The following is a 25451-nucleotide window of genomic DNA, read 5'->3' on the forward strand; positions in this document are numbered from 1 at the left end:
ATTAACTTTCCAATAGGCAAATCCTTCGCATCAACTTTTTCTAAATCACAATGTGTCATGATATACCTTCATTTTATCAAATTTAAAAAAAATATTTGATATAAAGAGGTTAGTATTTACTACTATATAAACTGTTGCATCATCAACAATTGCACCGACAACAATTAACAGACTCAAGTAAATATTTATTTCATGATAGACCATCAGTTTAAAAACATATTTTATCACCAGTCCAGTCAACGAAATGAAAAATATATTAAATTAAAATATATGAAAATAAAAAAAGTATTGTTTTAATTAATCATCAATGGAAATAAACTCATCATAACTTTTTGAGCGGATAACATCCAAAAAGAACTTTTTCTTTACAGGACCCAATTCATTCAAAAAGTCATCATAATATTTGGAATCCCTAATTTTTAGATAATCCTCACGAATCAAATTAAATAAAGGCTCCTTGCATTTATCAACAATCTGGGAAAGTGCAAATCTTGGACCATTGATTTTATATGCAAGCAAATCAAACTTATAGTCATCATAAAATCCGTTATCTATAAATCTTCTCATCAGTTCCTGGCCTGCCGGAACGGTATCCAAATAATCGCAGTCTATGATATCAGTAATTGATTTTGAATGTTTTCTGTGATAATATAAATGCTTTCTGATAATTGAAATTCTTTTAGCTTTCAAAAAGATTTCAAAGAAAAACGGCATATCCTCAAAAAATATTCCCTCAACAAACTTCGCAGAGGAATTTCTTAAAAATTCGTTTCTGTATATCTTTTGGCATGCATTGACTGACAAATCAAAGAGAAAATCGCGGCATTCATCAGGAGTGAATACCCTATCGTCAAATGACTCGTCAAAGGAGTTCAATTTAAACCAGTCATTGTCAGAAAACTGTCCCGTTTCATCATCAAAGTACTTGATTTGAAATATTGTAATGTCTGTATCCTTGGATTTTGCCTCGCTATAAGCGATTTCAAGGGCATCACTGCAAAACCAGTCATCACCATCGAGAAATGCAACATATTCGCCTCTGGCCAATTTCATTGCCTTGTTTCTGGATGCTCCAAGTCCAATGTTTTTCTGGTCAATCAATCTGATGCGGTCATCATCATATGAGTTAATTATATCCAAAGTGGAATCTGTAGACCCGTCATTAACGACAATAAGCTCAAAATCATCAAGGCTTTGATTCAAAATACTACTAATCGCCTTGTCAATGAACCTTTCCTCATCATATACACATAAAATTACTGAAACCTTCATATGAACTCCCTTATCAATCTTAATATTTCAGAGACATTTTCGCCAACAAGCAGATTATGCTTTGTATCATCAAAAACAATTATGCTGGAGTTTTTAATGTTATCTTTCATGATATCAGTCAAATTCTGTGAAATCAAATCATCTTCACGGCCAGCTAAAATCAGAGTTGGATTGTCAAGTTTGCCCAACTGTCCTGTGATATTCAAATCCATGCCCATGTCAATTCCATTGGCTATCGCTTCAAGATTGGCCCTTTTTGCAGATTCCCTTTTGACTATTTCAAGGACTTCCCTATTTCTGTTGAAGACATCATCCATAATTACATAATGAATGATTGTATCATAAAAATCTTCAAAAGAATTGTTTACAGCTGTTTTAAGCTCCATAAATTTGGATTTCAAATTTTCATCACATTCGCTGAAGCTGGACATTATCACCAGCCTGTCTGAAATGTCGGGATATTTCATTGCAAATGACAATGCAATATTGCCTCCCATAGAAAATCCAATCAAACTGGTTTTTTCAATACATAACTTTAAAAGCAGATTGTACAAATCATCAACAAGCAAATCGATTGTAAACGGTTCATACAGAGACTTTCCATGACCTCTTATGTCATATGACACTATCCTATAATCATCCCGAAGCCTTGAAGAGAGCACTCTCCAATATTCCAGACTATCGCTTAGCCCATGAATGAATACTATTGTCTTTTCTCCATTTCCTTCAACAGCATAATTCATTTTCATACTTATTATTTATTAATCAATTTGATTAATAATTATTTTGAAAATATTTAAAAGTGTAAAATATTATATTATACAATATGAATTCAAAATTAAGATTAGCTAAAACAATTTCAACTTTTACAAACCCTCCGATTATCTGCATACCATTATTCATAATTATATGCCTGACATTATCCATTGACAACCTTTGGCAATTTCCAGTTCTGGAAATGATTTCCCTGATATTCGCTTCAATACTTCCTATGGCAATCATATTATACTGGGCTAAAAAAACTGGAAATGATAGGGATATCTCAAGAAGAGAAGACCGCTTTACCCCACTTATCGTTGGAACCGTTTCATACTTCATCGGATTTTTAGTATCCATATTTTTAGGCCTGAATGACTTTCTGACATTTTTATTCCTATGCTATACAATAAACACATTTATCGTCATGATTATTACAACAAGATGGAAAATAAGCATTCACACCACAGGACTCAGCGGTCCGGTTTGTGCATTAATCATTCTTTTGGGACCTGTAGGTGCAGTCTTTGGCCTCATTTATCCTGTTTTGATATGGTCAAGAGTCACTCTCAAAAAGCATACAATGGCTCAGGCTATTGCTGGCGGTGTTCAGGGATTTGTCTTAACTGCAGTTGAGATGTTTCTATTCATTTTCATGTTCAATTTGAATGTGGGAAATATCTATCCATTCCATCATGTGTGCGGATTTATCCTGGCAATCGTATTTACCCCTGTGGTTCTTGGCATTTTCACTTATCTAAACAACACGAACTCAATAATATTCTATCTGGTTGAAATTATTGGTCTGGGATTCTTTATAGCCATAACACCAATAGATGTTATAATAATATACATTTTGACCACAATAGTTTCTATCGTTATAAGCAATTATGCTGGTGAAAGGTTCAGTTGGTATAATATTGTATCTTAAAAAAAGAAGTTAAGTGTTTTTTTAACACTTATCTATCAATTATTCTTCCTGCATCTATTTTTTTGGTATTATAGTTAACAGCTTTGTGAACGCTGTTAAGTGAAGTCTTTAAATTGTTTGCAATAACTTCGCGCAATTCATCGTCGAATGGAGCAGTCTTATCCCCATAGAATTCACAGATTTTTGAAATCTTTTTGTCTTCAAGGAATATGAAATATTCTTTCCAGTGCTCAGTCAAATCACCTAAAAGACTTTCAATATGGATGAATTCCTTGTTTAATTTATTTGCTTTATCATATGCCTCTTTTTCTAAAGCAGAAAATTCAGCTATTTCTTCTTTAGTGTAATCTTTCAATAATTTTTTATCAGCCATTATATCACCATAAAAAAATGATTATTAATATAAATTATCTTATTTAGGAATATATAAATATTTGTTAAAAAAAAGAAGAAAAGGAATGATGGAAGATTAAAAAAAAAACAAAATAATTTATAATTATCATAAAAAAATATGTTGGAGAGTCATTTCAAATTGAACTAAAAAAAACATTATTCCTCCAATTTTTCTTTCCAGGACTCATCTAATTTCATATCATTTTTACAGTAAAGTACCGCATTGTCAACAGATTCATACATGTCATGAATTCCTTTTGACGTTTTTCTGTAGTTTGCAACATTGCTTCTTTTTATTCCTATGCTTGCAGCCTCATCATATGAATCAATGTCGGCACCCAGAAATATGAATTCCCAGTTGTGGTTTTGAATCATGTTCTTGATTTGTGTTTTTGTGAATTCCTTGGATGAATTTTCATATCCGTCAGTTGTGATTACAAACAGTACCTTGTTGTCAATTTCCTTATCCAATGTCACTATTGTTCTTCCAATTGCATCCAATAGTGCAGTGGATCCTCTAACGAAGTATTCATCCCTTGTCAAATCATCCACTTCATAAATGTTTTTTCTTTTGTAGAGTACATCGTATCCATGATCAAAAAGTATGGTTGTTACCTTAGTGTTGTTTTCCTGAGCCTTTTGCTTTGCGATAAATGAATTGAATCCTCCAATGGTATCATTTTCAGACCCGTACATTGACCCGCTTCTATCCAACAAGAATATAATATCTATTTTTTCATCGACCATATCAATTACCTCGTATCTATCTTGTGTTTAAATTATTTGTAAGTTGAGATATATATAAGTTGTGGTTAAATATTTAGTCATACCTAAAAAAAATCAAAATATTTATATACTAGAAATTACTACATTATTAAATAGTGATGTAAATTTAGGACAACCTAAAAAACATTGCTTTTACATTATTAGTAAAGACTAATACAATCTCCAAAATTAAAACACAATTGAATTAGTTTTTTCCACAATTTTCTAATTCAAAACGAAAAAATTATCTGCCAAAGATTTTTTCAAAAAAGTCATAGGCGTTTGAACCAAAAACGCCTTTATTATCTCTTATTTTTTACGAATCTTTTAATTGAAATTAAACAATTATTTTATCATAAGATATTTTTTCACTACATCCATTACACTGCCAATTTTATTGAGCAGGTGATCTGAAAACTTCTTTCATATCTAAATTACAGATAGATTTAAATATGATGCTATACCATTATTATATAACAATAGTTATTTTTTAGGCAGTAATTATAACAATATATTTAGGTATACCTAAAAAATAACGAAACATTTATATACTACTTCTTACTACATTATTAAATAGTGATGTGAAAAGAAAAAAAAACACATTGCTTAAAAACATTATTAGTCAATAAAAACTAATACAATCTCCAAAATTAAATTACTTGAATTAGTTTTCCACAATTTTCTAATTCAAAAAAAACGGAAAAATTTATCTGCCAAAATTTTTCCACAAATATCTCAACTAGGTGTTTATTAAACCGATAAACACCTATTATTATCTCTTGTTTTCTAAAAATAATTAAAAATAGCTAAATAAAAATAAAAAATAAAAAAAGATCAAAATTATTTATAATTTTGAGCTCTTTGTTCGAAATGTGCTTTAGGATATCCGCATACTGGACATTTTTCAGGTGCATTAGGACCTTTGAAAATGAATCCACAGTTTTCACATTTCCATTCAACTTCTTCATCTTTAGCAAAGACAGTTTCATTTTCAACGGTGTCAAGTAAAGTTCTGTATCTTTCTTCATGTTCTTTTTCGATTGCACCTACTTTTTCAAACAAGAAAGCGATTTTAGCAAAACCTTCTTCACGAGCAGTTTCAGCAAACTCTTTGTACATTGCAGTCCATTCTTCGTTTTCACCGTCAGCTGCTGCGTTTAAGTTTTCAATAGTGTCAGGAATTTCTTCATCATGTAAAAGTTTATACCAGATTTTAGCATGTTCCCTTTCGTTTTTGGAAGTTTCCATAAAAATGTCATGGATTTGAACATAACCTTCTTCTTTAGCTTTTGCAGCAAAGTATTGATACTTGGTGTGAGCTTGGGACTCACCAGCAAAAGCGGCTTGCAAATTTGCTTCAGTTTTTGTACCTTTTAAATCAGTCATAATATACATCTCCAATTAATATATATAAAAATTATTTTATAAAAAAATAATGATTTTTTGTTGGACAAAAATATCATTCAAAGTCTTCTAAAAGAATTGTCATTAATTCTTCATCAGTAATATCTGAATCTCCAGACAATCTATTAGCCTGGGATGTCAATACATTTTCAAAGATATTTCTGATTTGGCGACCGTTTGCAAAATTGTCACCACGGGTATTGTATAAATCCTCGCACAATCCCTTAAGATAGTCATCAGCCTTTGAATCAAGTATTAAACTTGAATTTTCACACATGCTGATGAATATGCCGTACAATTCTTCAGGATTATAATCATCAAAGAAAATATACTTGTTGAATCTTGACTCCAAACCGGGATTTGAATGTATGAAATTGTCCATCAGTGCAGGATATCCTGCAACTATGACCACCAAATCATCACGATGATCTTCCATTGCCTTTAAAATAGTATCAATAGCTTCCTGACCATATGCATCATTCTGACTTTTTGGAACTAAAGTGTATGCTTCATCAATGAAAAGTATTCCTCCCATTGCGCTTTGAATAACTTCCTGGGTTTTTATTGCAGTCTGGCCCAAATATCCTCCGACCAAACCGCTTCTGTCAGTTTCAATAAGATGTCCTTTTGATAAGACTCCAAGTTTTTTATAAATTTTTGAAAGCAGACGGGCAACAGTTGTCTTTCCTGTGCCGGGATTACCTGAAAACACAAGATGAAGAGACATCGGTGGCTGTTTCATTCCACGCTCCTTTCTGATTTTTCTTATCTGAATCAGATTAACCAATGAATTGACTTCCTTTTTAACGGCTTCTAGACCTACCAATTTATTCAATTCATCTATTAACTCCTCCAAACTCTCATCGCTCTCTTTGCTTTCTTCATCAGACTTTGAGTCCTTGTCCAAATTCAAATTAAAGTCAGTGTTCATAAGTATTGACGCTACAACATCGGGCCTTTTTTTAGACAATTCATCATAAAATCTTTCATATTGACTGTTGCCGTCAATAGCTAGATTAATCCATGTTCTTGCCTCAGCCAGAAAGTCTGCAGTGAAGTTATTGATGTCTTCACATTCACAAAGCAAATTCAAAACCTTTGAAACATGATTTTCATCAACACTATCCTTGTTTGAAAAATAATTGTTTTTGAACTGAGAAAGGTTATGCGACAGCCCGTTCATATACTCATCAAAAAGCCTGTATGATTTGGGATCAGTATAATCGCATTTGAAATATGCCTTTGCCAAATCCCTGTAAATTTCAAAAAGCCTACTGCAGTATCCATCCAGATTCTTTTCATTCAGAAAATCCTTATGGAACATGTCGTTTTCATGAAATATCTTAAATGACAATGGCAGATAATCTTTAAAATCATTATCGTAATTATTGGAAAGAATTAAATTCAAATCATCTATGCCATAATCCAAATCCAATGTGTCCCTTATAAAAATCAATTTCTTGTCAGTGAATGATTCTCCGTTCAATGAAAGATATGTCAAAAAGTCAGCAAGATTTGTCTGTACTATTTCCTTAACTGAATGTCCACTGGATTTATAGTCTGCCAGAATAGGAGTAACATTTTCATCATAAACCCCACGATTATCGATCAATTCACAATATTCATATAATTCATTAATTTCCTGATTTATTGAATTTTCATCTTTTTTTGATAAATCATGATTACAATAAGGACAGACTTCAGCAGTTTCATCAACTTTCTGATGACAATTATCGCATAGTTTCCAATTATCTGACAAGATTAACACAACCTATGTGATAATGTTTAGAATTATACTTAAATATAATTAACTAAATTTTATATTTAGTATGAAACAAATATTATTCAATAAAAAAAATGAGTTAAAAATATGAAAAAATTTATTAAAAAATGGACTGAAAGCAGTCTAATACTAAAAATAATTATTGGAATGATTATTGGTGTTATTTTAGGAGTTTTCATTCCAAAAGTTTCAATAATTGGCCTACCTGGAACTCTATTTGTAAGTGCACTCAAAGCAGTGGCTCCGCTTCTTGTCTTTGTGTTGGTTGCATCTGCACTATCCAAAGCAAAAAGTGGAATTGCGAGCAGATTTAAAACAGTCATCATTTTCTATCTCTTCAGTACTTTCATAGCTGCAATAGTTGCTGTTTTAGGAAGCCATCTTTTTCCGGTCGGAATGCACCTTACTGCTGCAAGTAATGTATCAGCACCAAGTGGCCTTGAAGAAATTCTAACAAACATACTGACAACAATCTTTTCAAATCCTATAAAGTCATTAACCGAAGGGGAATATCTGGGAATCCTATTCTGGTCTTTTGTATTTGGAATAGCTCTTAAGATTGTAGCAAGTGACAATACAAAAAATATGATGGAAGATTTTGCAAACGCCCTGACCATAATAGTAAGAGGAATAATACAGTTTGCTCCTATAGGAGTAATGGGACTTGTTTTTACTTCCGTTTCAGAAAGCGGAATAGGTATATTTACCCAATACGGCCAGCTAATACTATTACTTGTAGTATGTATTGGAATTGTTGCACTGATTACAGATCCGTTAATTGTAGCATTAACCCTAAAGCGCAACCCTTATCCTCTCGTATTCACATGCCTTAGGGAAAGTGGTATTACTGCATTTTTTTCCAGAAGTTCAGCAGCAAACATTCCAATTAACATGAGGCTATGTGAAAGACTGGGATTGGATAAGGATTTCTACTCAATAAGTATTCCTTTAGGCGCTACAATAAACACAGAAGGTGCTGCAGTTACGATTACAGTAATGACATTAGCAGTCTGCAATACACTGGGAATACACATATCACTACCAATTACAATAATGTTATGCCTAATTTCAACAGCGGCAGCATGCGGCTCATCCGGTGTGGCTGGTGGATCATTACTGCTTATTCCAATGGCATGCTCAATGTTCGGTATCGGTAATGACATTGCAATGCAGGCGGTTGCGGTTGGATTTATTATTGGTGTGATTCAGGATTCATGCGAAACTGCACTTAATTCAAGTGGAGACGCACTTTTCTCTGCAACAGCAGAATACTACGATAGAATGAAACGTGGAGAAGATATGAAATTTTTAGGAGAATTTGCGAAATAGGATTTAGAATTTCAATCCTATTCCATATGCTTTTTTCAATGCATCTTCAGCATTATCAGCATCACCGATGAACTTGACACCACCCACTTCAAGACAATCAACCATTTCCAGTTCTGTATTCATCTCGAATGGCTGCTTTATGACCAAATCGATGTAAGGCCTGTAGAAATCATCACCAGGATAGGTGTGTGTAAAAATCAGTACAACCTTTCCTGAAAACTTCTTGTTAGGATTGTTGAAAATAGAATAGAACCTATCGATTATAGTTTTAAGCTGTGCAGTATTAACTATTAATATTATATCATATAAAATCATGAAAGTGAATAAAAGCACCATGATTCTACTATATTCTGATTGATAATTATGATGGAAGCGACATAGTGTAAATTTTTCAAACTTACATGTCATCACCATCATTCTGTACATGTTACAATATACTTTACAATAGAAATATACGTCTAAATTTTTATGAAAAAATTTTATATCAAATACTTAATATATCAACTTATTTTTAAAAATTAAGCCATTTACTGTATCCAATAGAATGAAAATTTCTCAGCCACAGATATATTTCAAGTGTAAAATTTTCATATATATTTAAAAAAATTTTTATTTTATTCAAAACATAATTAATTCTATGAATATACTGATAATAGGTTCCGGAGCTGTAGGGATTGGACTTGGAAGTTCACTCCTGTCACAGGGAGAAAATGTATCATTTCTTGCAAGCAAAAAAACTGCAAGCAAAATGAGGGAAGATGGAATTAAAAGAACAGGCTTATTTACAAACTACTCTTTCAATCCAAAAGAATTCAATATCTATAAAGGTTATGAAGAGATTCCAAAAAATTCATTTGACTATGTGCTTGTTGCAAGTAAAACTGTATCCAACAGTGAAATCAGTGCAAAATTAGATATGCATAGAGACATATTGAAAAATGATTTTACAATACTGATTTGTCAAAACGGATTTGGAAACGATGAGGCATACTTAAAATACTTCAAGACATCAGAAGTCTACTGTGCACGTATAATTACTGGATTTGCAAGGCCTGAGAGAAACATAAGCGAGATAACGGTTTACACAGAACCAATGCTTTTGGGATCTCTTCAGGGTGAAGACATCTCCCATCTGCAGGAAATAGCTGACAGGATTACTGCATCCGGATTAAATTGTGAACTGACAGAAGAGCTGGACAAGTACCTTTGGGCAAAGATGCTGTATAACTGTAGCTTAAACCCATTGGAATCAATACTGGATGTTACATACGGAAAGCTGACTGAAAATGAATACACCATTGAAATAATGAATAAAATCATTGATGAGATATTCAATGTCCTTGAGGCTTCCCCATATTCAACTTTATGGAAGAGCCCTGATGAATACAGAGACCTGTTCTACTCAAAACTAGTTCCGGACACATACAATCATTACTCATCAACCCATAATGACATTAAAAGAAAAATAAAAACTGAAATAGACTCATTAAATGGAAAAGTAATAGAACTTGGAGAAAAATACGATGTTGATGTAAGTACAAACAGAATCATCTATAACCTAATCAAAGCAATAGAAAGTGATTTCTAATTTGCAAGTTTTTCTAAAAGCTCTATTATCCTATTGTTTTGCTTAATCAGTTCCTTGTTTTGTATAATTAGAATATCAAGTTTATTGTCATTTGAAATGTTGCTTAATTGAAATTGACTGTCTGTTTCTTTTTTGATTTCTTGTTTATTTTCCATTTCGGGTACATCTTTAGGTTCATTTTTTGGTTTTGAAGTTTTGAAACGTGATGAATGTCTTTTTATTGGATCTCCTTCGGAAACCTTAAAATCTTCAGATACCAGGCGTGTTCCGCAGGATACGCAAAATACACTTCCGTCTTCATATACTTCCTTACATTTTGGACAAATCATTTTTATCGTCCCCCATGTGTAAGCAGATACCATGTAATTAACTGATTGTTGGAATGGGTATCATGCTGATTTTTTTGTGATACAGAATTGGAATAATCCGTGCTGACCCTATCTAAATATGCTCTGTCTTCATGCTGCCCGTATGCCTCACTCAAGATGCCATAAAATGAATCGGATGTCATATCAGATGCAGGAGCTGACTCCACAATATGTGAAATACTTGCGTTTACATCATTTCCCTGAAAGCATATGCAATAGACTGACTGGTTAACCGGAAAATATAGATAAGATACATTTTTAGAGATATATGTATTATACACTGTCAGCAATCTTGCAGGGCGGCTGTCTATAGACAAATCACTAACAGAATCCGAAATCTTATAGTATCCGCCGTAATTGCTTATTATATAGTCATCCACACATAATATTGCAAAAGTCCTTAAGTCATGGTAGACATAACCGTTTTTCTGCTTATCTCCCAATGAGTATTGGTTTGGAATTTCAAACTCGTTACCATTGACAGTAACTTTTGAAAAATCTTCGGCATATACACATCCTATTATAAGAAATATTAATGAAATGAAAATTATTTTTTTCATCATTTAGTAATATATTAACAACTTGTATATATATTAAAGGGAAAAACCATGCGAAAAAACTAAACACTTAAATACTTAAAAGTAGTAAAATAGTATTGTTCATATTTTACATACTATTTTTTTATAATATGAACAATGGTGATGGTTAATGATAAGCATTCGTTTGTATTCCTTTAGTGGTGTTTAGGAAGAGAATGCTTATTTGTTTAAAAAAAATGCTTATTTTTATAATTAAGGTGAAAAAATGGAAAACACTGAAAATTTAAAAAACTTGACTGAAAAGTATATTGAACTTGAAGATAACGGAGCATCAGAAGAGGAATTACATGAACTTGCTCATGAAATAGACCATGCAGTATTCCATGCTGAATTATACATGATTTTAAATAAACTCGAAGATGAAACCGAAATCGTTGCATTGCTCATCGGTGAAGAAGAAGATGACGAAAGCTTTTTTATACCAGTGTACACCAGCGAAGAAGAAGCCAACAAAGCTATTGAATTCTTTAAAGGCCAGGAAGGAAGCGGCGAATTTGAACTTGACAAAGGTAGCGGTGAAGAAATTATTGCAGCATACACAGAAGATGATGATTTCTTAGGCCTTGCAATCAACGCACCGGAAAATGGATTTGTAGTATTTGCCGAAACCGTACATGACTGCTGTGACGAATAGATATGCAACTTAAAGATTACGAATATTACCAAAAAACCTCTGAAGGTGGATGCAAAAGTCAAATGAAAGATTTCATTAACTTATATTCCAAAATTTTAAAAAGGGTTAAAAAGGAATCCGCTTCAGAGCTTGACGGTGTTAAAATCAACATCAAAAGAAGATATCCTCAAGAAGTTTACCTAACATTAATTGATGAAAAGGATGAACTTATAAAGCTTACATTAACCGAAAAAACAAAGGAATATGTCATTCCTATTTTTACCGATGTATGCGAATATGATGAGGGCAGTGAGAAATTAACCAAACTTTTCCTTGATAAAATGACTCAAAAGGTCATATCTGCTGAAGACATTAAGGAATTGGGAGAAAATGACAAGTATTTCAAAGGAATAATTATAAATCCTCATTCTCAAAACTTCAGAATGGATACAGAGGGAAACATATGAACTTTATATGCCCAACACTCGGCGAAGATCATGAAAAGGATTTCCTTGTAATGGGAAAAATAGATGATTTCAAAATAATAGTATTTTCAGATATGAAAAATTACAATGAAGGTTTTGAATATTTGGAACTTGCCGATTATAAACCTTGTAAAGTATCTATTGACTTATTTAAGGAACTTTCAAAAAATGATGACGATTTTTCCGGTCTTGTTTTGGACATCCATTCAAAAAACAAAATAATTTCAAAAGAAGAGATTTTAGAATTATAACTCCTCTTCTTCCTCATTTTCTTCAGCATTTTCCTGATTGTAATACTTATACCTATAAGACATTTTAAAACCGGAAATTGCTTCTCTTTTTGGTCTGCGCTTAGTAAAAATCTTTTCCTTGTTAGAATATTCATTTTGAAAAGACTTATTCAACTCCTTATTTTCACGAAAATAAGTGTTTCTTTGTTCTCTTTTATGAGGAGCCCTATACATTCTTTTTCTGATTAAACGTCTGCGACCAGTTACTAATTTTATCACAAAAATCACTTGTTTCTAGAAGCGGATTTATCTAATGTAGCTTGAATTTCATCAATTCTTTCAACTACAACTTTAATAGCTTGTTCTCCTTGACGAGTTGGATTAATACCTTGTTCTACAAGTAATGCATCTCTGATATCTCTTAATCTGTCAATTGAATCAATTTTCATTATTGTTGAGTAAAACATCTTAAAATTTCCTCCACACCATTACATTTATTATATAATATATAACTTTCCAACTTAATATATAATTTTCTAAGTACGATTATATGATTGGACAAAATGAATTTTAAAATTTTTTTCAATCATGATAATAATTTCTGCCAACAAATAAAAAAATTATTTGTAAACATTAAAATTATCAACTGTCCTTACCAAATTGCTTGCAATCTGCGTTTTATTTTCCATACTGTCATCCTGAGCGGTTTCAAAAAGAATCACTTCATGGCGGTTATTTGAAATCGGTATCGTTACCCATTCAGGTGAAGTGCCTCCAGTGATTGGAAATACTGGAAAACTCAAATTGCCAGCGATTTCATTGGCATATTGCACAGACACATTAGATTCATTGTTAATGATACCCACATATTTCTGATTTTCCCAATAGTCTTCCATTTCATGAACGTCAACTACAACATAAGGGTCATAGTTTTCAATATCCGGAACAACATATTCATTGGCTAAAAGTTCACCCATATGCCTGTTTGTATCATAGTCACTGGTATTCATACCGCTATCATTGAAATTAAGTTTAATGTAATATGCAACAAACCTGTTTTTGAGAGTATTATCCTTAGTGAAATTCATTATGGATTCATTTGTAGCAATATGAGTACCATTTTCAAGGCTATGGACTCCTAAAATCATTATTGCAGTATTATTGGAGGATAAATTTCCGTATGTTATCTTATAAACTGTACCGTTGGAGTTGTTTCCTATTATTGTTGTATATTCATCTAAAGTTTCTGTTTCTTGTTGTGATTCGTTCAGAATTAAAGTAATTCCCACACCAATAACAATCAAAATTAATATTATTGATATAATTATATGATCTTCTTTCATTGTTTCCATCTTAAATTTTTATCAATTATGATATATAAAATTTTTAAGGTTACAAACTTTTTACTTTTCCAAATTGATAAACTTTTCAATACCTAATTTTGAAAGATTCATTACAAAGCTATTTATATTACAATCCAATACATTAAAAAATATGTATAAATCTCAACAAGTCATTTATTTATCTGGTGGTTGCTTTTGGGGTGTTGAAGCATACATTTCAAGACTTAAAGGAGTTAATCAGACCGAAGTAGGATATGCGAACGGAAGAACACATGACCCTACATATGAAAGCGTTTGCAGTGGAAAAACAGGACACAGTGAATGCGTTAAAGTAACATACAATCCGGAAATCATTTCACTTGAAGAAATTTTAGAGCAATATTTCAGGATTATCGATCCATACAGCATCAACAGACAGGGTTCAGATGTTGGAAGCCAGTATAAAACAGGTATCTATTGGCAGGAACCTTCACAGCGAAGCACTGTTGTAAAGTTTTTAAACAAAAAGCAAAAGGAGGCACCCAAAAAAATAGCTGTTGAAGCCCATGAGATTTACGGTTTCTATCATGCTGAGGAATATCATCAGAAATATCTTGAGAAAAATCCACAGGGCTACTGTCATGTTGATTTAAATCAGATAGATGATAAAGAATTTGACCACTTGACTCGAGAAGAGTACCAAATAACACAGCTTGCTTTAACAGAAGTACCATTTAGTGGAAAATATGATAACTTTTTTGAAGATGGTATATATGTAGATGTTGTAAATGGTGAAGTTCTCTTCACTTCAAAGGACAAGTTTGATTCAGGATGCGGATGGCCTGCATTTTCAAAGCCAGTAAATGAAGATGCAATAATAAAGCACAGGGACTTCACCCATGGAATGGTTAGAACTGAAGTGAGAAGCAGTAAGGCCAACTCACATTTAGGCCATGAATTCAATGACGGACCGAACGGAACAAAAAGATATTGCATAAACTCAGCAGCATTAAGATTTATCCCGAAAGAGGATTTGGAAAATGAAGGCTATGGTGAGTATTTAAGCTTATTTGACCAAAAAGATTAAAAATTATATAATATGAAATAAAAAGGTATTAACAATGAAAGCCGAAGACATAAAACACCCGGAATTAAAGCAATTGATAAACATGAGCTATCTTCATGGAGAGAACAACAATCAGAAAATGATTGAAAAGACAGACGATGAAATCAAGGAATACTTGAGTGAAAACATATTTATTATTTCAGGCAACCAAGATGAGTTATTTACCATTCCCTACGGCAATGATGGAGAATATGTCATTCCTATTTTTACTGACTTATTGGAATACGAACGTGGAATGGAATATTATGATTTAAATGAAATGAGCGAAAATAAGGATTACGTAATTAAAAAAATAGAAAAAATAGATGATCCTAATTTTTTAGGATATCTAATCAATATAGCCAGCGTCAGCTACATTACTCTTGTTTAAAAAAACTTTCATTGATTTTTCCAACGAATTCTTCGAATCTTTTTGAAACTTCACCATCAGGGTCAAGTGTTGATACGACACCATCCTTGTTTGGTGAGTCACTTACATTTTCAGTCAACGGCAAATCTCCAAGATATTCGATTTCCATTTCTTCGGAGAATGTTTCACCGTCACCTTCACCGAAAATGTTTAATTTTTCTCCGCAATGAGGACAGATATAGTATGCCATGTTTTCGACAAGACCTATATTTTCCACATTCAACATGTTAACCATCTTTACACATTTCAAGACATCTTCCTGTGATACAACGTTAGGTGTTGTAACCATAACAACAGCATCAAGATTTGGAATAGTCTGCAAGACTGTTAACGGTTCATCTCCAGTTCCTGGAGGGTTATCTATAATTAATACATCAAGCGGACCCCATTCCACTTCAGCAATTAACTGTTTGATTGAACCTGATTTTTGAGGTCCTCTCCAAATGATTGGAGTGTCAATGCTGTCAAGCATGAATGCCATTGACATTACTTTCAAGCCGCTTGGAGCTTCAACAGGAACCATATTACGGTTTTCATTAATGAATAAATCTTCACCTTCCAAACCTAACATTTTAGGAATGTTTGGTCCATGAATATCGGCATCTAAAATACCTGTGGAAAATCCTAACTTCTGGAAAGTTTCTGCAAGATTCGCTGCAACGGTTGATTTTCCAACCCCTCCTTTTCCACTCATAACAGCTATTTTATATTTAATTTGACCTAAATTTCTGGATAATTTGATTTCTTGCTCAATCATCTGCTTTTGTTGTTCAGGAGTCATTTGACCCCCGTGGCCATGTCCGTGACCGTGACCATGATGTGGATTTTCTGCCATTTAATTTCCCCCTATTTAATTGAATTTTTTACTAACTTCTTCAACAGCAAGTATTAACGGATCTGTAACCATAGATACTGGTGGCGCATAAGCAAATTCCATATTGCTTAAATCAAAGCAGGTTAAACCTTCAGTGATAGCTAATGTCATAGTATCAATTCTTTCAGCTACCCTTTCCTCTGCTATGATTTGACAACCAATAATAGTTCCATTTCCATCACAAATAATTTTGATATCCATAGGTTTTGCATTCGGATAATAACGTGCTCTTGTTAATGCTTCGACTTTTTGCACAACAGGCCTGATTCTATTTTGCTGAGCAAAACTAGTAGTATATCCAACTGCACCAAATTCCAATTTTCCAACTTTTGAAACCATTGAATTTAATACAGGATTGAATTTGGATTTTTTGTTACAGATTGTACGAGCCAATGTTTTTGATTCACGAACCGCAGTGGTACCCAATTGAGAAATTGTATTAAATCCTAAAATCAAGTCCTTGGATTCTACACAATCCCCCACAGCATAGATATCTTCCACTGAAGTTTCCATTCTGTCGTTTACAAGAATTGCCCATCTTCCAATTTCACAGCCTGCCATTCTAGCCAGATCCAATTCAGCCCTGACACCAGTAGCTAAAATGACCATATCTGCATCGATTAACTCTTCATCATCAAAGCATGCCTTTTCAACTTTCTTATCACCAATCAATTTGGTAATCGGTTTTCCTAAGACAACATTGATTCCTTCCATTTCAAGATATTTAACCAAGATATCGGACATGTCCTTATCAAGTGACCTTGGTACGATTTGAGGCATCATTTCACTTAATGTAACATTCAAACCTTGTTTCATTAATGCAAATGCAATTTCAATACCTATTAAACCGGCACCGGTTACAATTGCACTTTTAGCATCCTTGATAGCTTCCTGAACTTTAATACCATCATCAATATTTCTGATTTGATATACACCCTCCAAATCCACACCCTCCATTGGAGGCACAAATGGATTTCCACCAGTAGCTAAAACCAATTTATCATATTTAATAGTTTTTGATTTAGATTTGGATTCGTAAGTAACAGTTTTTTTACCACTGTCAACTGCAGTAACTTCAACTTCAGTTATGATATCAATATCTTTTTTCTTATAGTCTTCAGGAGTTCTCATTACAATATCATCAAAAGATTTAATTGTTCCAGATAAAACATAAGGAATAGCACACGGTGAGTATGCAACCTTATCATCTCTTGTAAGAACAACAATCTCACAATTTTTATCCATTTTACGAAGATTAGAAGCTGTTGATATTCCTCCAGCTCCTCCACCAACAATTACCACTTTCATTTTAACAAAACCTATTTAAGATAATTATTTAACAATATTTAATATATTAATAATTAATATAAATAATTAAGGGATTATTATGAAAGAAATTGATTTTGACTTAAAAAATAACCCATTTATTAACTTTAAATCTTCAAGATATACAATGTCTGCAAGAATTAATGTGGAAAAGCTATGGAAATTCTGTAAAAAAAATGACTATTCATTCTTTATATTAAGCCTTGGATGTTTGATTAATGCGACCAACAATGTTGAAAATCTAAAAAGAAGAATAATTAATGATAAAACAGTTGAATATGATTATCTTGATGGTGTGACTCCAATAATGAATGAAGAACTTGAAATATATAGGGAAATGAGAGTCAAAATACCTCAAGAATTTGAAGACATTTACAAATGGCACGATTATGTAAAAGAGTTATCCAATAAAATATTAAATGGAGAAGATGATGGATTTACACTTGATATGCTTGAAAGAGACTATACGAACATAGCAAACTATTCATGCATTCCATGGGTTGATTTTGATTCAATAACATCCTGTGAAGTACAAGGAAAACAAATCCAACCATTAATAACCTGGGGAAAAGTAAATAAAGATTATAAAATGACTGTATCAATTACTGTAAACCATATATTTGTTGTAGGGCGTGATCTTGCATATTTCTACGAATATGCTCAAAAAGAGTTTGATTCATTTAACTTATAATCAAACTCAAAACAAACAATAGTAATGAAACTCCCACAACTATTTTTGAATCCCTAATTGTTTCTTCATAATCTGCTAATTTGAATCCAGCATACAATGCAACAATAACACATAATAATGGATATAGCATTAATCATTTTTACATGGAACCATGATCCTAAAATAACTATAATCTCAAGCACAATAATAGAATAACCAAAAATTTTTATTGTTTGAATTTTTTCAAAAGAAGAATCAGTGACTTGAGGAGTATTTTTTACAGTTCTATTTTAATGTTTTCCAACTTATTTCCACAATTTTGACAAAAAATTGATGAATCATCACCAATTTCACCACATTCAGGACATTTCTTCATTATCCCACCTCCAAATATTATTTTATATTAATATATATATTTTAATTAACTTAATACCATATTATCAACATCTAAGAAAAATCTACGATTTTCAAAGTAAGCATATATAACTAGCTCATTTCCAAAAATGACAATATCACAATATCTAAATTTTGCATTTATTTCAGATTCTGTCTTTTTAACAAGATTTCTAAAATCTTGATTTAAATATAGCTTTTCAAAATAAGGAGTAACGATATCTGTTATCAATTCAACATAGTTATATGCATAAGAAGTATCATAAGATGCTCGGATAATAGCATCGTAATATTCCGTTTCAACTAAAAACTTAAAAAAGATTGCTGAACCTTGAGAATAGATTCCATTAAATTTAGCAGAGAATTTTTCCTCAATTTCTGATATTCCCTCATCCATTCGTTCAAGATATATTTCATTTCCGCCTTCATGATATAAATCATTCAAAAAGTCGTATTTATAAGGATTTTCTTTTTTCCTTTGCATCAATTCCTTTTTTTGTTCTTCAAGGAAATATTGATGTTTTAATCTTTTCATCTCCTGTTGTTCTTCAAGATAATCATCTTCACGACTTCTAATTGTTGTTCCGCAGCTGCATGAGTGATCACCTAAAGGAACATAACTTCCGCAATTAGGACAGGTTGGCATCTAATCCTCCGGTGAAGCTTCAATGTCTGTTGCTTCAAGCTTCATTATAACTGGCCTTAACCCATCATTGCAGGAAACTATTGCAACACCATGAGTCTTTATCCAGTCTGAATAATACCAAATCTCAGATACACCATGTGCAAGGGCAAAAACATACTGATAAATTGCCTTCCATGCCTCATCACAAAATCCCTCAGGCTTTGCATAATCAGCATAATATATTTCTCCTTCACTCATCAAAGGACAAGTTGAAAGACCTTCAATTCCATATTCCTTTGCAAGATCATCCTGAAGGGTTGTTTTTAAAATAGTTATTTTAACTTTTTTCATAGTTAATTATTTATTTAAAATATATTATAATATTTTTCAAAAAAAGAAAATATGAATGAAATGGATTCATTCATTAGGCAGCTATTGCAATTGTATTTGCAATATTTGAACCATTATAACTGGAGGTTATAATATAAAATATATGACTTACTTAATCTTTTGTAAAAAATGAATAATAAATGTTTTGAAAAAAATATTAAAAAAAAGAATTGGGATTAACCCAACTTAAAATTTAATCTTTAATTGTGATAGTATTTGATTTAGCATAACCATTCCAGTATGAAGTTATTATGTATTTTCCGGAAAGTAAATTAATATTTAGTTTTGCAATACCATCTGTTCCAATTGTACGATTGTAAAATATTCCATTGATGTTAAATACAACTACACCACCTTCAGATGAAGGATTTCCCTCTTTATCCAAAACTGTGACCTTAAATGCACTTCCATCATCATATTTCATTGTCAAATCACTTGAAACAAGTCTTTCCTGTACAACAATACTATTAGACACACTTCCCCCATTATATGTAGAAGTAATGATATAATTTCCAGGAGCCAAATTAATATTCAACTTAGCAGTAGCATTTTCATTAGTTGTTCTTTCATAAAATACACCATTGATATTGAATGTTACCTTTGCACCGGCTAAAGGATTACCATAACCATCAAGCACTTTGACTGTGAATTGACTTCCATCCTTATAATACATCTTCAAATCCTTATTTTCAATGATAACTGGTTTAACTGTAATTGTATTGGCAAATCTCTCACCGGTAGCTAGGTTAATGGAAGTGATTATATAATTATTTGGATTCAGATTAATATTTAATTTAGCCATCCCATTTTCATTTGTTTTGCGTATATAAAATATACCATTGATATTAAATTGAACATCTGAATTTTTTAAGGGATTACCTTCATTATCCAAAAATGATGCATAAAATTGAGTATCATTCTTATAATATTTTACAATATCATTACCGGATAAAGTTGTTTTAACCTTAACTTTCACATTTGTTTGATTTTTACGAACACCTCCATCATAGGAGACTTTAGCATCATATTCACCGGCATCCAAATTAATTGCAAGAGACACATATCCATTATTTGTTATTTTACGAGAATAATTTTGTCCGTTTATAGAAATTGAAACCTTCTCACCTGTTAACGGGTTGCAGTATTCATCAGTCAGATAAATATTCAAATTCTGAGGTCCTCCCACATATTTTTCCACATCATTTGCATTAAGATAAGCACAAGGTTCAATAGCATTAAAAGCAAAATCGTTGTCTTCATCCATGCTTATTACATAAGAGTGAATATTGTAGTTTCCAGTAACTTTAGGCATTACTTTAAATGTAATTTCCCTCGCCTGCTTGGTAGCAGGCACTATCCAGTATAACATATGATTTTGGGAATCATATGAATATTTACCTACAGTAGGATTAGCAGACACAAAATCAATATTTTCACCTAATTCAAAAGCAATTGTCCTTTCAGCAACCAAATGATTAACTGTATAATGCAATTCCTTTTCATATCCTACTGTAGCCAAATTACTGCTGTCTATATCAATAACATTTCCCAGGTATTGGTTATCAAAAATTTTTGTTCCAAAATATAATTTGTCCGGATTTTGAGGAACTACAGATGCAGGATAATATGTTCCTTCATAATAAAAATGAGTAACGATTTTTTCTGTACGTAAACCTACATTATGCCCATTATCATTTGTCACAAACATGTCAATACCGTAAAATACTCCATTTTCAGTGTCATGTGCCTTATAGTCATAGGTATAAAGGTTTCTTCTGTTTAAACCAGAATCATCATAGGAACAGACCATAATTATTGCATCAACAGGATTATTTGAATATTTCTTATAATCTCCCTTGTCAAAATATTCAATTTCATTTGGAATGGTCATGTATTGACCTATATTAAGCTTACCAGTCACAACCCTGTCTGCAAATGCAATACCATAGTTTCCTTGAGGATCCTTAATAACAAAATGTCCATAAGCATAAGATGAAAGAACATTTTTGATTCTGTTAAGATAATCTGCAGAAATATCCTTGTTTACATACATTGTACTTGCATACTGTTCAATACGCCTACTGGATGAATCATACTGGCTTCCGCCCTGACCCATAACCCAGCCGTCCTCTGTGATGATTGAATGGAAAAAGTACGTTGAAACCGTATCAAGTTCCTGTTTTATGATTTTTACCCCATTCCAATTTTCAGAATGAACATATACGCCATAACCGTTGAGGGGCGAATCCTGTCTGAATGCATATACCGTTTCACCATCTTCCTGTATTATAAAAGAGCAACAGTCAAAATCAGCAATAGTATAATTTTTTGTAATTTCCGTCTCGCCATAGACATATTGGTCATTTACTTCATCATAATATTCAGAATCTCTAATTTCAATGCCTGATGCATCATCTGAGGCAATATTCTCTATGTCAGATGTCATATTATCCGATGCACAAACCCCATTTAAATAAATTAGCATTATGAATAGAAATATAATAAATATATATTTTTTAGAAATCATATATAGCACCAAAATTTCAAAATTTCTTATTTATCAAAAATTTCTATTAAATTTAAATAAACAAAACAATCAACATTAAATAATCAATTAACAATTTTGACAACAATAACAATATAAATTTCTGTTTGAAAAATTATTTAAATATTATTCATGAAAAAAATAGAAAATAGAATTATACAAAAATAAAATGTATATTTCCGAGTAAAATTTGTATAGGAATTTGGAAAACGTTCATACCATTTTTATTCATTGCAATATCAACTGCATCTCCTCGAGACATTGTTCCAGGAACCTTATCATTGCCAGCATAACCATTATATGCGTCATTTGCCCGTATATCATCAATTATACTTGCACCAAAAATAGCTTCAGCAGCAGCATTGTTAACACTGACAATTATATGTGGCGTGTAATGATATGTGTATGATATAATATCCTGAGCGGCACCATAAGGATTTTCAGGATGATTTAAATGAACATTATGCAATGTCTCACCGGCCGCATTAAATGAACTTCCAGGATAGATCCAATCAAATCCTCCCAGAATTGTGAATTTTGCAGCCATATCAATACTTGCATCCTCTCCAGAGTCTTCAGCAACAATTAAAACTGGACTAAAGATGGTTGATACCAATAACACAACAGCAATCAATACAATTGCTAAAAGAACAATTTTTAATTTACTCATAATATTTGATTAATTCTTTTAAATATTAATAGTTTACCTTGAAAAATATTATGTATGATACGAACCTGCCTTTGAATCATATCGAACATAAACTCCCGCATCCATACCATCAATACTTTGTGAAATATAATGCATATTATGAGCTATAGCATATTCTCTGGTTATACCCCTACTGTCAACAGCAGGCCCTGACTGAGGATAATATGAATATCCGTCATCACTTATGCCTGTTGGCTGTGAAACTTGAGTTTGAACTTCATTAACTGCAATCTGTTTTGAAACTGAACTTTCACGGTAATTGTTATTTTCCAAAACATTGCATGTTACATTATATGCTCCTGCAGGCAAATCACTTAGACTAACTGCAGCATTACCTGATGCATCTGTCGTTACCTGTTTTGTTGAAACTGCACCATTTGAACCGACAAATGAAACGGATACCTGCACATTAGCTACAGGATTTGAATTGGAATCACTTACATATATTGCAAACTGATCGCCGACAGTCAGCGAATCCGCACTGACAACAGAAATATTGCACTCCTGTTTAAAAGGATTGAATGCGAAAAATCCGATTACAATCATGACAACAATGATTGAAAGCAATATAATAATTATTTTATCGTTATCCATGATATTAGTATAATTTTATGTCATTTAATATTTTTTGAAGATATCTTTTGGTGAATACAAATTCCCGTTTGTTAACTATCTTATTATTTACTTCAACAGTTTCATCCAATCGTTTAGCGGCGAGAAACTTGGTATCTCCCTGCCTTATGTTTGAAGATTGATTATTTTCAATTTTTTGAGTAATTAAAATATAATCCTCTTTAATATTTTTTAAATCATCAGAGATATTAAATAGCTCCAAATCAGTAATCTGATTTTTAAAATGCCAGAAAATGAATATCTTTTCAAAATCAATCAAATCATCAAATAGTATGACATTTTCATAATCAATATCAGCCAAATTTAAGGTTTCTATAGGATATCTCTTGCCGCAGTTCTTATATTTGTATTCCAGAACAGCAACTTTAATGTTAATGCTTTCAAGGGCATCGACAATATCTGAGTCAATGTCAAAAATAGATTTTCCAACCAAATTTTCCAATTCATCCATTTAAATCAAAATAAAAAAAAGTAGTGGAATTAGTCAAAGTTAATTCCAGTAATCCTTAATCCACCATAATGGGATTTGTATTTTATGTTTAATCCAATTAATAATGGAGTGATTTTTTCAATAACTCTTGCTTTTTCCAAAATACCGCAGTCAATGGTTTTGACTCCAGGAATTTTGTCAATGATTTCTGCTGCAGTTGCTTTTGCATCATTATCATCACCTGCAATCAAACAGTCACAGTCAATTTCTTCTGGAATATTAGCTAAATGTGAGTTTGAAATGTTACAGAAAGCACAGATTACTTTTGCACCAGTCCCTTCAAGAATTGAAGCAGTTCTTTCAGCAGCTGATCCTTCCATGAGGTCAATGAACCTGAATGGTTTTCCGCCGATTGCAGTTTCTAAAGGTACAGTTGCATCCATGACAATTTTATCCTTACAGAATTCCTTGATTCCTTCGATTGTTGGTTTTTGAGCAGCCAAAGGTACTGTGATAATTAATATATCACCTTCACGAGCAGCATCTTCATTTGCCATGCCTTTCATTGTTGATAAATCATAGTCTTTTAAGTCTTCTTTTGCTTGAGCAACAACTTCTAAAGCTTTTTCTTCTTTTCTAGAACCGATTATAACATCAACACCTTCAATTGCCAATCTTTCACCGATTCCAAGTCCTTGAGGTCCAGTTCCGCCGATAATACTAACTATCATTTTATCACCATATTATTTTATATAATTCATATTTAATATAATTTTTTAATGAAAAAATGACCCATATTGAAAAAAATTAAATATTGCTATTAAATTAGGAGAAATGTTTAAAAAAATAATTAAATAAAAATAAATTAACAATTATTCTAAATTATTTTTTTCATACAATAACCCACCAACGAATATAATATATTCAGGTAAGTGGTTGTTTTCAGCATAAAGAATTTTAAAATCAAAAATGTCTTCAATACATTGATCTACATTACCACCAAGAGATTCAATTGAATATCTCATTTTAAATGGCATTTTACATTGCATTCCAAATTCACGAGTACATTTCATACACAGATTACATTTTCCCAAAAATAGACCATAGGAATTCTCATCTTCCAACATGTAGATTTCATTCATTAACTTGATTTTCATCCTTTCCACTCTTTTTAAGATGAAATCAAGTTCCCTGTCATCATATTCCCTGACAAGTTCATCTTCATCAAAATCTATTTTAAAAGCAATGATTTTTAATTTATTGAAAGAATTCCAAACATCCATCACTTCAAATTCAAATGGAGGACAACTCCAGTTTTTTCCATAATCTTCACAGTCTTTGCAAAGTCCTTGAAACCTTTCAACATCAACATACTTTTCAACAAACTCAGCAACATCAACATCAGCAGTTAGTTTACTAATTCCCTTCATATTTAAATATTTTAAAAAAAATGTTAATAAATATTTCCAATAATTCAAAAATT

The 25451-nt window shown here is 32.0% G+C and carries 33 protein-coding genes; 10 read left to right on the forward strand and 23 right to left on the reverse strand.

Features of this window, described 5'->3' with window-relative positions:
* Nucleotides 1–12: 12 nt before the first annotated feature.
* Nucleotides 13–99, forward strand: coding sequence for a hypothetical protein (locus tag SM9_RS12585; protein WP_394326123.1), 87 nt, complete (start codon nucleotides 13–15; stop codon nucleotides 97–99).
* 198 nt (nucleotides 100–297) lie between these two features.
* On the opposite strand, the gene SM9_RS06330 is transcribed toward SM9_RS12585, so the two are convergent.
* Both SM9_RS06330 and SM9_RS06335 read right to left on the reverse strand, forming a co-directional pair.
* Nucleotides 298–1272 carry a glycosyltransferase family 2 protein gene (locus SM9_RS06330; RefSeq protein ID WP_058739337.1) on the reverse strand — a complete coding sequence of 325 codons (975 nt, stop codon included), beginning with the start codon at nucleotides 1270–1272 and terminating at the stop codon, nucleotides 298–300.
* On the reverse strand, nucleotides 1269–2021 hold the full coding sequence (locus SM9_RS06335) for an alpha/beta fold hydrolase (protein WP_083495859.1): 753 nt from the start codon (nucleotides 2019–2021) through the stop codon (nucleotides 1269–1271). The genes SM9_RS06330 and SM9_RS06335 overlap by 4 nt, the downstream gene beginning before the upstream one ends.
* 77 nt (nucleotides 2022–2098) lie before the next feature.
* Here SM9_RS06335 and SM9_RS06340 point away from each other — a divergent pair, with 77 nt between their 5' ends.
* Nucleotides 2099–2959, forward strand: a complete 861-nt coding sequence (locus SM9_RS06340; RefSeq protein ID WP_058739339.1) for a hypothetical protein — start codon at nucleotides 2099–2101, stop codon at nucleotides 2957–2959.
* A 28-nt stretch (nucleotides 2960–2987) separates the two neighbouring features.
* Here the strand turns inward: SM9_RS06340 and SM9_RS06345 are convergent, their stop codons facing one another.
* The 4 genes from SM9_RS06345 to SM9_RS06360 form a co-directional block, all read right to left on the reverse strand.
* Nucleotides 2988–3332 (reverse strand): hypothetical protein, encoded by a 345-nt coding sequence (locus tag SM9_RS06345; protein ID WP_058739340.1) that lies wholly within the window; start codon nucleotides 3330–3332, stop codon nucleotides 2988–2990.
* Between the two features lie 176 nt (nucleotides 3333–3508).
* Complete coding sequence (locus SM9_RS06350; RefSeq protein ID WP_058739341.1) at nucleotides 3509–4099, reverse strand: vWA domain-containing protein; 591 nt, start codon at nucleotides 4097–4099, stop codon at nucleotides 3509–3511.
* Nucleotides 4100–4957: 858 nt separating this feature from the next.
* Nucleotides 4958–5503: a rubrerythrin gene (gene rbr / locus SM9_RS06355; protein ID WP_058739342.1), complete on the reverse strand. Its 546-nt coding sequence runs from the start codon at nucleotides 5501–5503 to the stop codon at nucleotides 4958–4960.
* 73 nt (nucleotides 5504–5576) lie between these two features.
* Nucleotides 5577–7280, reverse strand: coding sequence for an AAA family ATPase (locus tag SM9_RS06360; protein ID WP_232299099.1), 1704 nt, complete (start codon nucleotides 7278–7280; stop codon nucleotides 5577–5579).
* Nucleotides 7281–7391: 111 nt separating this feature from the next.
* Between SM9_RS06360 and sstT the strand changes: the two genes are divergently transcribed.
* Entirely contained in the window at nucleotides 7392–8633 is a 1242-nt protein-coding gene (gene sstT / locus SM9_RS06365; protein WP_058739343.1) for a serine/threonine transporter SstT, read from the forward strand.
* 3 nt (nucleotides 8634–8636) lie between these two features.
* Here the strand turns inward: sstT and SM9_RS06370 are convergent, their stop codons facing one another.
* Nucleotides 8637–9059, reverse strand: a complete 423-nt coding sequence (locus SM9_RS06370; protein WP_232299100.1) for a flavodoxin family protein — start codon at nucleotides 9057–9059, stop codon at nucleotides 8637–8639.
* Nucleotides 9060–9270: 211 nt separating this feature from the next.
* Between SM9_RS06370 and SM9_RS06375 the strand changes: the two genes are divergently transcribed.
* Nucleotides 9271–10221: a ketopantoate reductase family protein gene (locus tag SM9_RS06375; RefSeq protein ID WP_058739345.1), complete on the forward strand. Its 951-nt coding sequence runs from the start codon at nucleotides 9271–9273 to the stop codon at nucleotides 10219–10221.
* Here the strand turns inward: SM9_RS06375 and SM9_RS06380 are convergent.
* The gene (locus tag SM9_RS06380; protein WP_058739346.1) at nucleotides 10218–10550 is read right to left on the reverse strand and encodes a zinc ribbon domain-containing protein; all 333 of its coding nucleotides are present in this window, start codon (nucleotides 10548–10550) and stop codon (nucleotides 10218–10220) included. The two genes, SM9_RS06375 and SM9_RS06380, sit on opposite strands and share 4 nt — an antisense overlap.
* A 2-nt stretch (nucleotides 10551–10552) precedes the next feature.
* Nucleotides 10553–11149, reverse strand: coding sequence for a hypothetical protein (locus SM9_RS06385; protein WP_058739347.1), 597 nt, complete (start codon nucleotides 11147–11149; stop codon nucleotides 10553–10555).
* 244 nt (nucleotides 11150–11393) lie between these two features.
* Here SM9_RS06385 and SM9_RS06390 point away from each other — a divergent pair, with 244 nt between their 5' ends.
* Genes SM9_RS06390 through SM9_RS06400 form a run of 3 tightly spaced genes read left to right on the forward strand, consistent with a single transcriptional unit; the run spans nucleotide 11394 to nucleotide 12537 of the window.
* On the forward strand, nucleotides 11394–11822 hold the full coding sequence (locus SM9_RS06390; protein ID WP_058739348.1) for an SseB family protein: 429 nt from the start codon (nucleotides 11394–11396) through the stop codon (nucleotides 11820–11822).
* 2 nt (nucleotides 11823–11824) lie between these two features.
* Nucleotides 11825–12268: a hypothetical protein gene (locus SM9_RS06395; RefSeq protein ID WP_058739349.1), complete on the forward strand. Its 444-nt coding sequence runs from the start codon at nucleotides 11825–11827 to the stop codon at nucleotides 12266–12268.
* Entirely contained in the window at nucleotides 12265–12537 is a 273-nt protein-coding gene (locus SM9_RS06400; protein WP_058739350.1) for a hypothetical protein, read from the forward strand. The genes SM9_RS06395 and SM9_RS06400 overlap by 4 nt, the downstream gene beginning before the upstream one ends.
* Here the strand turns inward: SM9_RS06400 and SM9_RS06405 are convergent.
* From SM9_RS06405 to SM9_RS06415, 3 genes are all read right to left on the reverse strand, one after another.
* Nucleotides 12532–12795, reverse strand: coding sequence for a hypothetical protein (locus SM9_RS06405; protein WP_058739351.1), 264 nt, complete (start codon nucleotides 12793–12795; stop codon nucleotides 12532–12534). The two genes, SM9_RS06400 and SM9_RS06405, sit on opposite strands and share 6 nt — an antisense overlap.
* A gap of 5 nt (nucleotides 12796–12800) precedes the next feature.
* The gene (locus SM9_RS06410) at nucleotides 12801–12983 is read right to left on the reverse strand and encodes a hypothetical protein (protein ID WP_058739352.1); all 183 of its coding nucleotides are present in this window, start codon (nucleotides 12981–12983) and stop codon (nucleotides 12801–12803) included.
* 153 nt (nucleotides 12984–13136) lie between these two features.
* The gene (locus SM9_RS06415; RefSeq protein ID WP_058739353.1) at nucleotides 13137–13859 is read right to left on the reverse strand and encodes a hypothetical protein; all 723 of its coding nucleotides are present in this window, start codon (nucleotides 13857–13859) and stop codon (nucleotides 13137–13139) included.
* 151 nt (nucleotides 13860–14010) lie between these two features.
* On the opposite strand from SM9_RS06415, the gene msrA reads away from it, so the two are divergent.
* The gene (msrA, locus tag SM9_RS06420; protein ID WP_058740320.1) at nucleotides 14011–14925 is read left to right on the forward strand and encodes a peptide-methionine (S)-S-oxide reductase MsrA; all 915 of its coding nucleotides are present in this window, start codon (nucleotides 14011–14013) and stop codon (nucleotides 14923–14925) included.
* Between the two features lie 34 nt (nucleotides 14926–14959).
* Nucleotides 14960–15334: a hypothetical protein gene (locus tag SM9_RS06425; RefSeq protein WP_058739354.1), complete on the forward strand. Its 375-nt coding sequence runs from the start codon at nucleotides 14960–14962 to the stop codon at nucleotides 15332–15334.
* Here SM9_RS06425 and SM9_RS06430 read toward each other — a convergent pair.
* Both SM9_RS06430 and SM9_RS06435 read right to left on the reverse strand, forming a co-directional pair.
* Nucleotides 15321–16208 (reverse strand): Mrp/NBP35 family ATP-binding protein, encoded by an 888-nt coding sequence (locus SM9_RS06430; protein WP_058739355.1) that lies wholly within the window; start codon nucleotides 16206–16208, stop codon nucleotides 15321–15323. The two genes, SM9_RS06425 and SM9_RS06430, sit on opposite strands and share 14 nt — an antisense overlap.
* A 15-nt stretch (nucleotides 16209–16223) precedes the next feature.
* Complete coding sequence (locus tag SM9_RS06435; protein WP_058739356.1) at nucleotides 16224–17555, reverse strand: FAD-dependent oxidoreductase; 1332 nt, start codon at nucleotides 17553–17555, stop codon at nucleotides 16224–16226.
* 79 nt (nucleotides 17556–17634) lie between these two features.
* Here SM9_RS06435 and SM9_RS06440 point away from each other — a divergent pair, with 79 nt between their 5' ends.
* The gene (locus tag SM9_RS06440) at nucleotides 17635–18264 is read left to right on the forward strand and encodes a CatA-like O-acetyltransferase (protein ID WP_058739357.1); all 630 of its coding nucleotides are present in this window, start codon (nucleotides 17635–17637) and stop codon (nucleotides 18262–18264) included.
* Between the two features lie 256 nt (nucleotides 18265–18520).
* Here the strand turns inward: SM9_RS06440 and SM9_RS11690 are convergent, their stop codons facing one another.
* From SM9_RS11690 to SM9_RS06480, 9 genes are all read right to left on the reverse strand, one after another.
* Complete coding sequence (locus tag SM9_RS11690) at nucleotides 18521–18619, reverse strand: zinc ribbon domain-containing protein (RefSeq protein ID WP_083495860.1); 99 nt, start codon at nucleotides 18617–18619, stop codon at nucleotides 18521–18523.
* A 45-nt stretch (nucleotides 18620–18664) separates the two neighbouring features.
* A complete protein-coding gene (locus tag SM9_RS06445; protein ID WP_058739358.1) occupies nucleotides 18665–19282 on the reverse strand; it encodes a hypothetical protein in 618 nt (205 codons plus the stop codon).
* Entirely contained in the window at nucleotides 19283–19612 is a 330-nt protein-coding gene (locus SM9_RS06450; RefSeq protein ID WP_058739359.1) for a TIGR04076 family protein, read from the reverse strand. It lies immediately after the preceding gene.
* A gap of 232 nt (nucleotides 19613–19844) precedes the next feature.
* The gene (locus SM9_RS06455) at nucleotides 19845–22097 is read right to left on the reverse strand and encodes an Ig-like domain-containing protein (RefSeq protein WP_157064695.1); all 2253 of its coding nucleotides are present in this window, start codon (nucleotides 22095–22097) and stop codon (nucleotides 19845–19847) included.
* Between the two features lie 253 nt (nucleotides 22098–22350).
* Nucleotides 22351–22866 (reverse strand): hypothetical protein, encoded by a 516-nt coding sequence (locus tag SM9_RS06460; protein WP_058739361.1) that lies wholly within the window; start codon nucleotides 22864–22866, stop codon nucleotides 22351–22353.
* Between the two features lie 48 nt (nucleotides 22867–22914).
* Entirely contained in the window at nucleotides 22915–23499 is a 585-nt protein-coding gene (locus tag SM9_RS06465) for an Ig-like domain-containing protein (RefSeq protein ID WP_058739362.1), read from the reverse strand.
* A 4-nt stretch (nucleotides 23500–23503) separates the two neighbouring features.
* Nucleotides 23504–23989 carry a PDDEXK family nuclease gene (locus tag SM9_RS06470; RefSeq protein WP_058739363.1) on the reverse strand — a complete coding sequence of 162 codons (486 nt, stop codon included), beginning with the start codon at nucleotides 23987–23989 and terminating at the stop codon, nucleotides 23504–23506.
* A 29-nt stretch (nucleotides 23990–24018) separates the two neighbouring features.
* Nucleotides 24019–24699, reverse strand: coding sequence for an NADPH-dependent F420 reductase (gene npdG / locus SM9_RS06475; RefSeq protein WP_058739364.1), 681 nt, complete (start codon nucleotides 24697–24699; stop codon nucleotides 24019–24021).
* A 141-nt stretch (nucleotides 24700–24840) separates the two neighbouring features.
* Entirely contained in the window at nucleotides 24841–25398 is a 558-nt protein-coding gene (locus tag SM9_RS06480) for a DUF2284 domain-containing protein (protein WP_058739365.1), read from the reverse strand.
* Nucleotides 25399–25451: the final 53 nt, after the last annotated feature.

Origin of the sequence: Methanobrevibacter millerae (assembly GCF_001477655.1) — an archaeon.
In the GTDB taxonomy this organism is placed as follows: Archaea; Methanobacteriota; Methanobacteria; order Methanobacteriales; family Methanobacteriaceae; genus Methanocatella; species Methanocatella millerae_A.

What these genes read in the sequence shown, in the direction of transcription:
- SM9_RS06415 (WP_058739353.1), bottom strand. Translation starts at nt 13,859, where the DNA reads ATGAAAGAAGATCATATAATTATATCAATAATATTAATTTTGATTGTT.
- SM9_RS06390 (WP_058739348.1), top strand. Translation starts at nt 11,394, where the DNA reads ATGGAAAACACTGAAAATTTAAAAAACTTGACTGAAAAGTATATTGAA.
- SM9_RS06465 (WP_058739362.1), bottom strand. Translation starts at nt 23,499, where the DNA reads ATGGATAACGATAAAATAATTATTATATTGCTTTCAATCATTGTTGTC.
- SM9_RS06400 (WP_058739350.1), top strand. Translation starts at nt 12,265, where the DNA reads ATGAACTTTATATGCCCAACACTCGGCGAAGATCATGAAAAGGATTTC.
- SM9_RS06480 (WP_058739365.1), bottom strand. Translation starts at nt 25,398, where the DNA reads ATGAAGGGAATTAGTAAACTAACTGCTGATGTTGATGTTGCTGAGTTT.
- SM9_RS11690 (WP_083495860.1), bottom strand. Translation starts at nt 18,619, where the DNA reads ATGAAGAAATGTCCTGAATGTGGTGAAATTGGTGATGATTCATCAATT.
- SM9_RS06350 (WP_058739341.1), bottom strand. Translation starts at nt 4,099, where the DNA reads ATGGTCGATGAAAAAATAGATATTATATTCTTGTTGGATAGAAGCGGG.
- SM9_RS06455 (WP_157064695.1), bottom strand. Translation starts at nt 22,097, where the DNA reads ATGACATCTGACATAGAGAATATTGCCTCAGATGATGCATCAGGCATT.
- SM9_RS06430 (WP_058739355.1), bottom strand. Translation starts at nt 16,208, where the DNA reads ATGGCAGAAAATCCACATCATGGTCACGGTCACGGACATGGCCACGGG.
- SM9_RS06375 (WP_058739345.1), top strand. Translation starts at nt 9,271, where the DNA reads ATGAATATACTGATAATAGGTTCCGGAGCTGTAGGGATTGGACTTGGA.
- SM9_RS06440 (WP_058739357.1), top strand. Translation starts at nt 17,635, where the DNA reads ATGAAAGAAATTGATTTTGACTTAAAAAATAACCCATTTATTAACTTT.
- SM9_RS06410 (WP_058739352.1), bottom strand. Translation starts at nt 12,983, where the DNA reads ATGTTTTACTCAACAATAATGAAAATTGATTCAATTGACAGATTAAGA.
- SM9_RS06345 (WP_058739340.1), bottom strand. Translation starts at nt 3,332, where the DNA reads ATGGCTGATAAAAAATTATTGAAAGATTACACTAAAGAAGAAATAGCT.
- SM9_RS06435 (WP_058739356.1), bottom strand. Translation starts at nt 17,555, where the DNA reads ATGAAAGTGGTAATTGTTGGTGGAGGAGCTGGAGGAATATCAACAGCT.
- sstT (WP_058739343.1), top strand. Translation starts at nt 7,392, where the DNA reads ATGAAAAAATTTATTAAAAAATGGACTGAAAGCAGTCTAATACTAAAA.
- SM9_RS06425 (WP_058739354.1), top strand. Translation starts at nt 14,960, where the DNA reads ATGAAAGCCGAAGACATAAAACACCCGGAATTAAAGCAATTGATAAAC.
- rbr (WP_058739342.1), bottom strand. Translation starts at nt 5,503, where the DNA reads ATGACTGATTTAAAAGGTACAAAAACTGAAGCAAATTTGCAAGCCGCT.
- SM9_RS06380 (WP_058739346.1), bottom strand. Translation starts at nt 10,550, where the DNA reads ATGATTTGTCCAAAATGTAAGGAAGTATATGAAGACGGAAGTGTATTT.
- msrA (WP_058740320.1), top strand. Translation starts at nt 14,011, where the DNA reads ATGTATAAATCTCAACAAGTCATTTATTTATCTGGTGGTTGCTTTTGG.
- SM9_RS06445 (WP_058739358.1), bottom strand. Translation starts at nt 19,282, where the DNA reads ATGCCAACCTGTCCTAATTGCGGAAGTTATGTTCCTTTAGGTGATCAC.
- SM9_RS06395 (WP_058739349.1), top strand. Translation starts at nt 11,825, where the DNA reads ATGCAACTTAAAGATTACGAATATTACCAAAAAACCTCTGAAGGTGGA.
- SM9_RS06385 (WP_058739347.1), bottom strand. Translation starts at nt 11,149, where the DNA reads ATGAAAAAAATAATTTTCATTTCATTAATATTTCTTATAATAGGATGT.
- SM9_RS06335 (WP_083495859.1), bottom strand. Translation starts at nt 2,021, where the DNA reads ATGAAAATGAATTATGCTGTTGAAGGAAATGGAGAAAAGACAATAGTA.
- SM9_RS06450 (WP_058739359.1), bottom strand. Translation starts at nt 19,612, where the DNA reads ATGAAAAAAGTTAAAATAACTATTTTAAAAACAACCCTTCAGGATGAT.
- SM9_RS06340 (WP_058739339.1), top strand. Translation starts at nt 2,099, where the DNA reads ATGAATTCAAAATTAAGATTAGCTAAAACAATTTCAACTTTTACAAAC.
- SM9_RS06370 (WP_232299100.1), bottom strand. Translation starts at nt 9,059, where the DNA reads ATGTACAGAATGATGGTGATGACATGTAAGTTTGAAAAATTTACACTA.
- SM9_RS06330 (WP_058739337.1), bottom strand. Translation starts at nt 1,272, where the DNA reads ATGAAGGTTTCAGTAATTTTATGTGTATATGATGAGGAAAGGTTCATT.
- npdG (WP_058739364.1), bottom strand. Translation starts at nt 24,699, where the DNA reads ATGATAGTTAGTATTATCGGCGGAACTGGACCTCAAGGACTTGGAATC.
- SM9_RS06460 (WP_058739361.1), bottom strand. Translation starts at nt 22,866, where the DNA reads ATGAGTAAATTAAAAATTGTTCTTTTAGCAATTGTATTGATTGCTGTT.
- SM9_RS06470 (WP_058739363.1), bottom strand. Translation starts at nt 23,989, where the DNA reads ATGGATGAATTGGAAAATTTGGTTGGAAAATCTATTTTTGACATTGAC.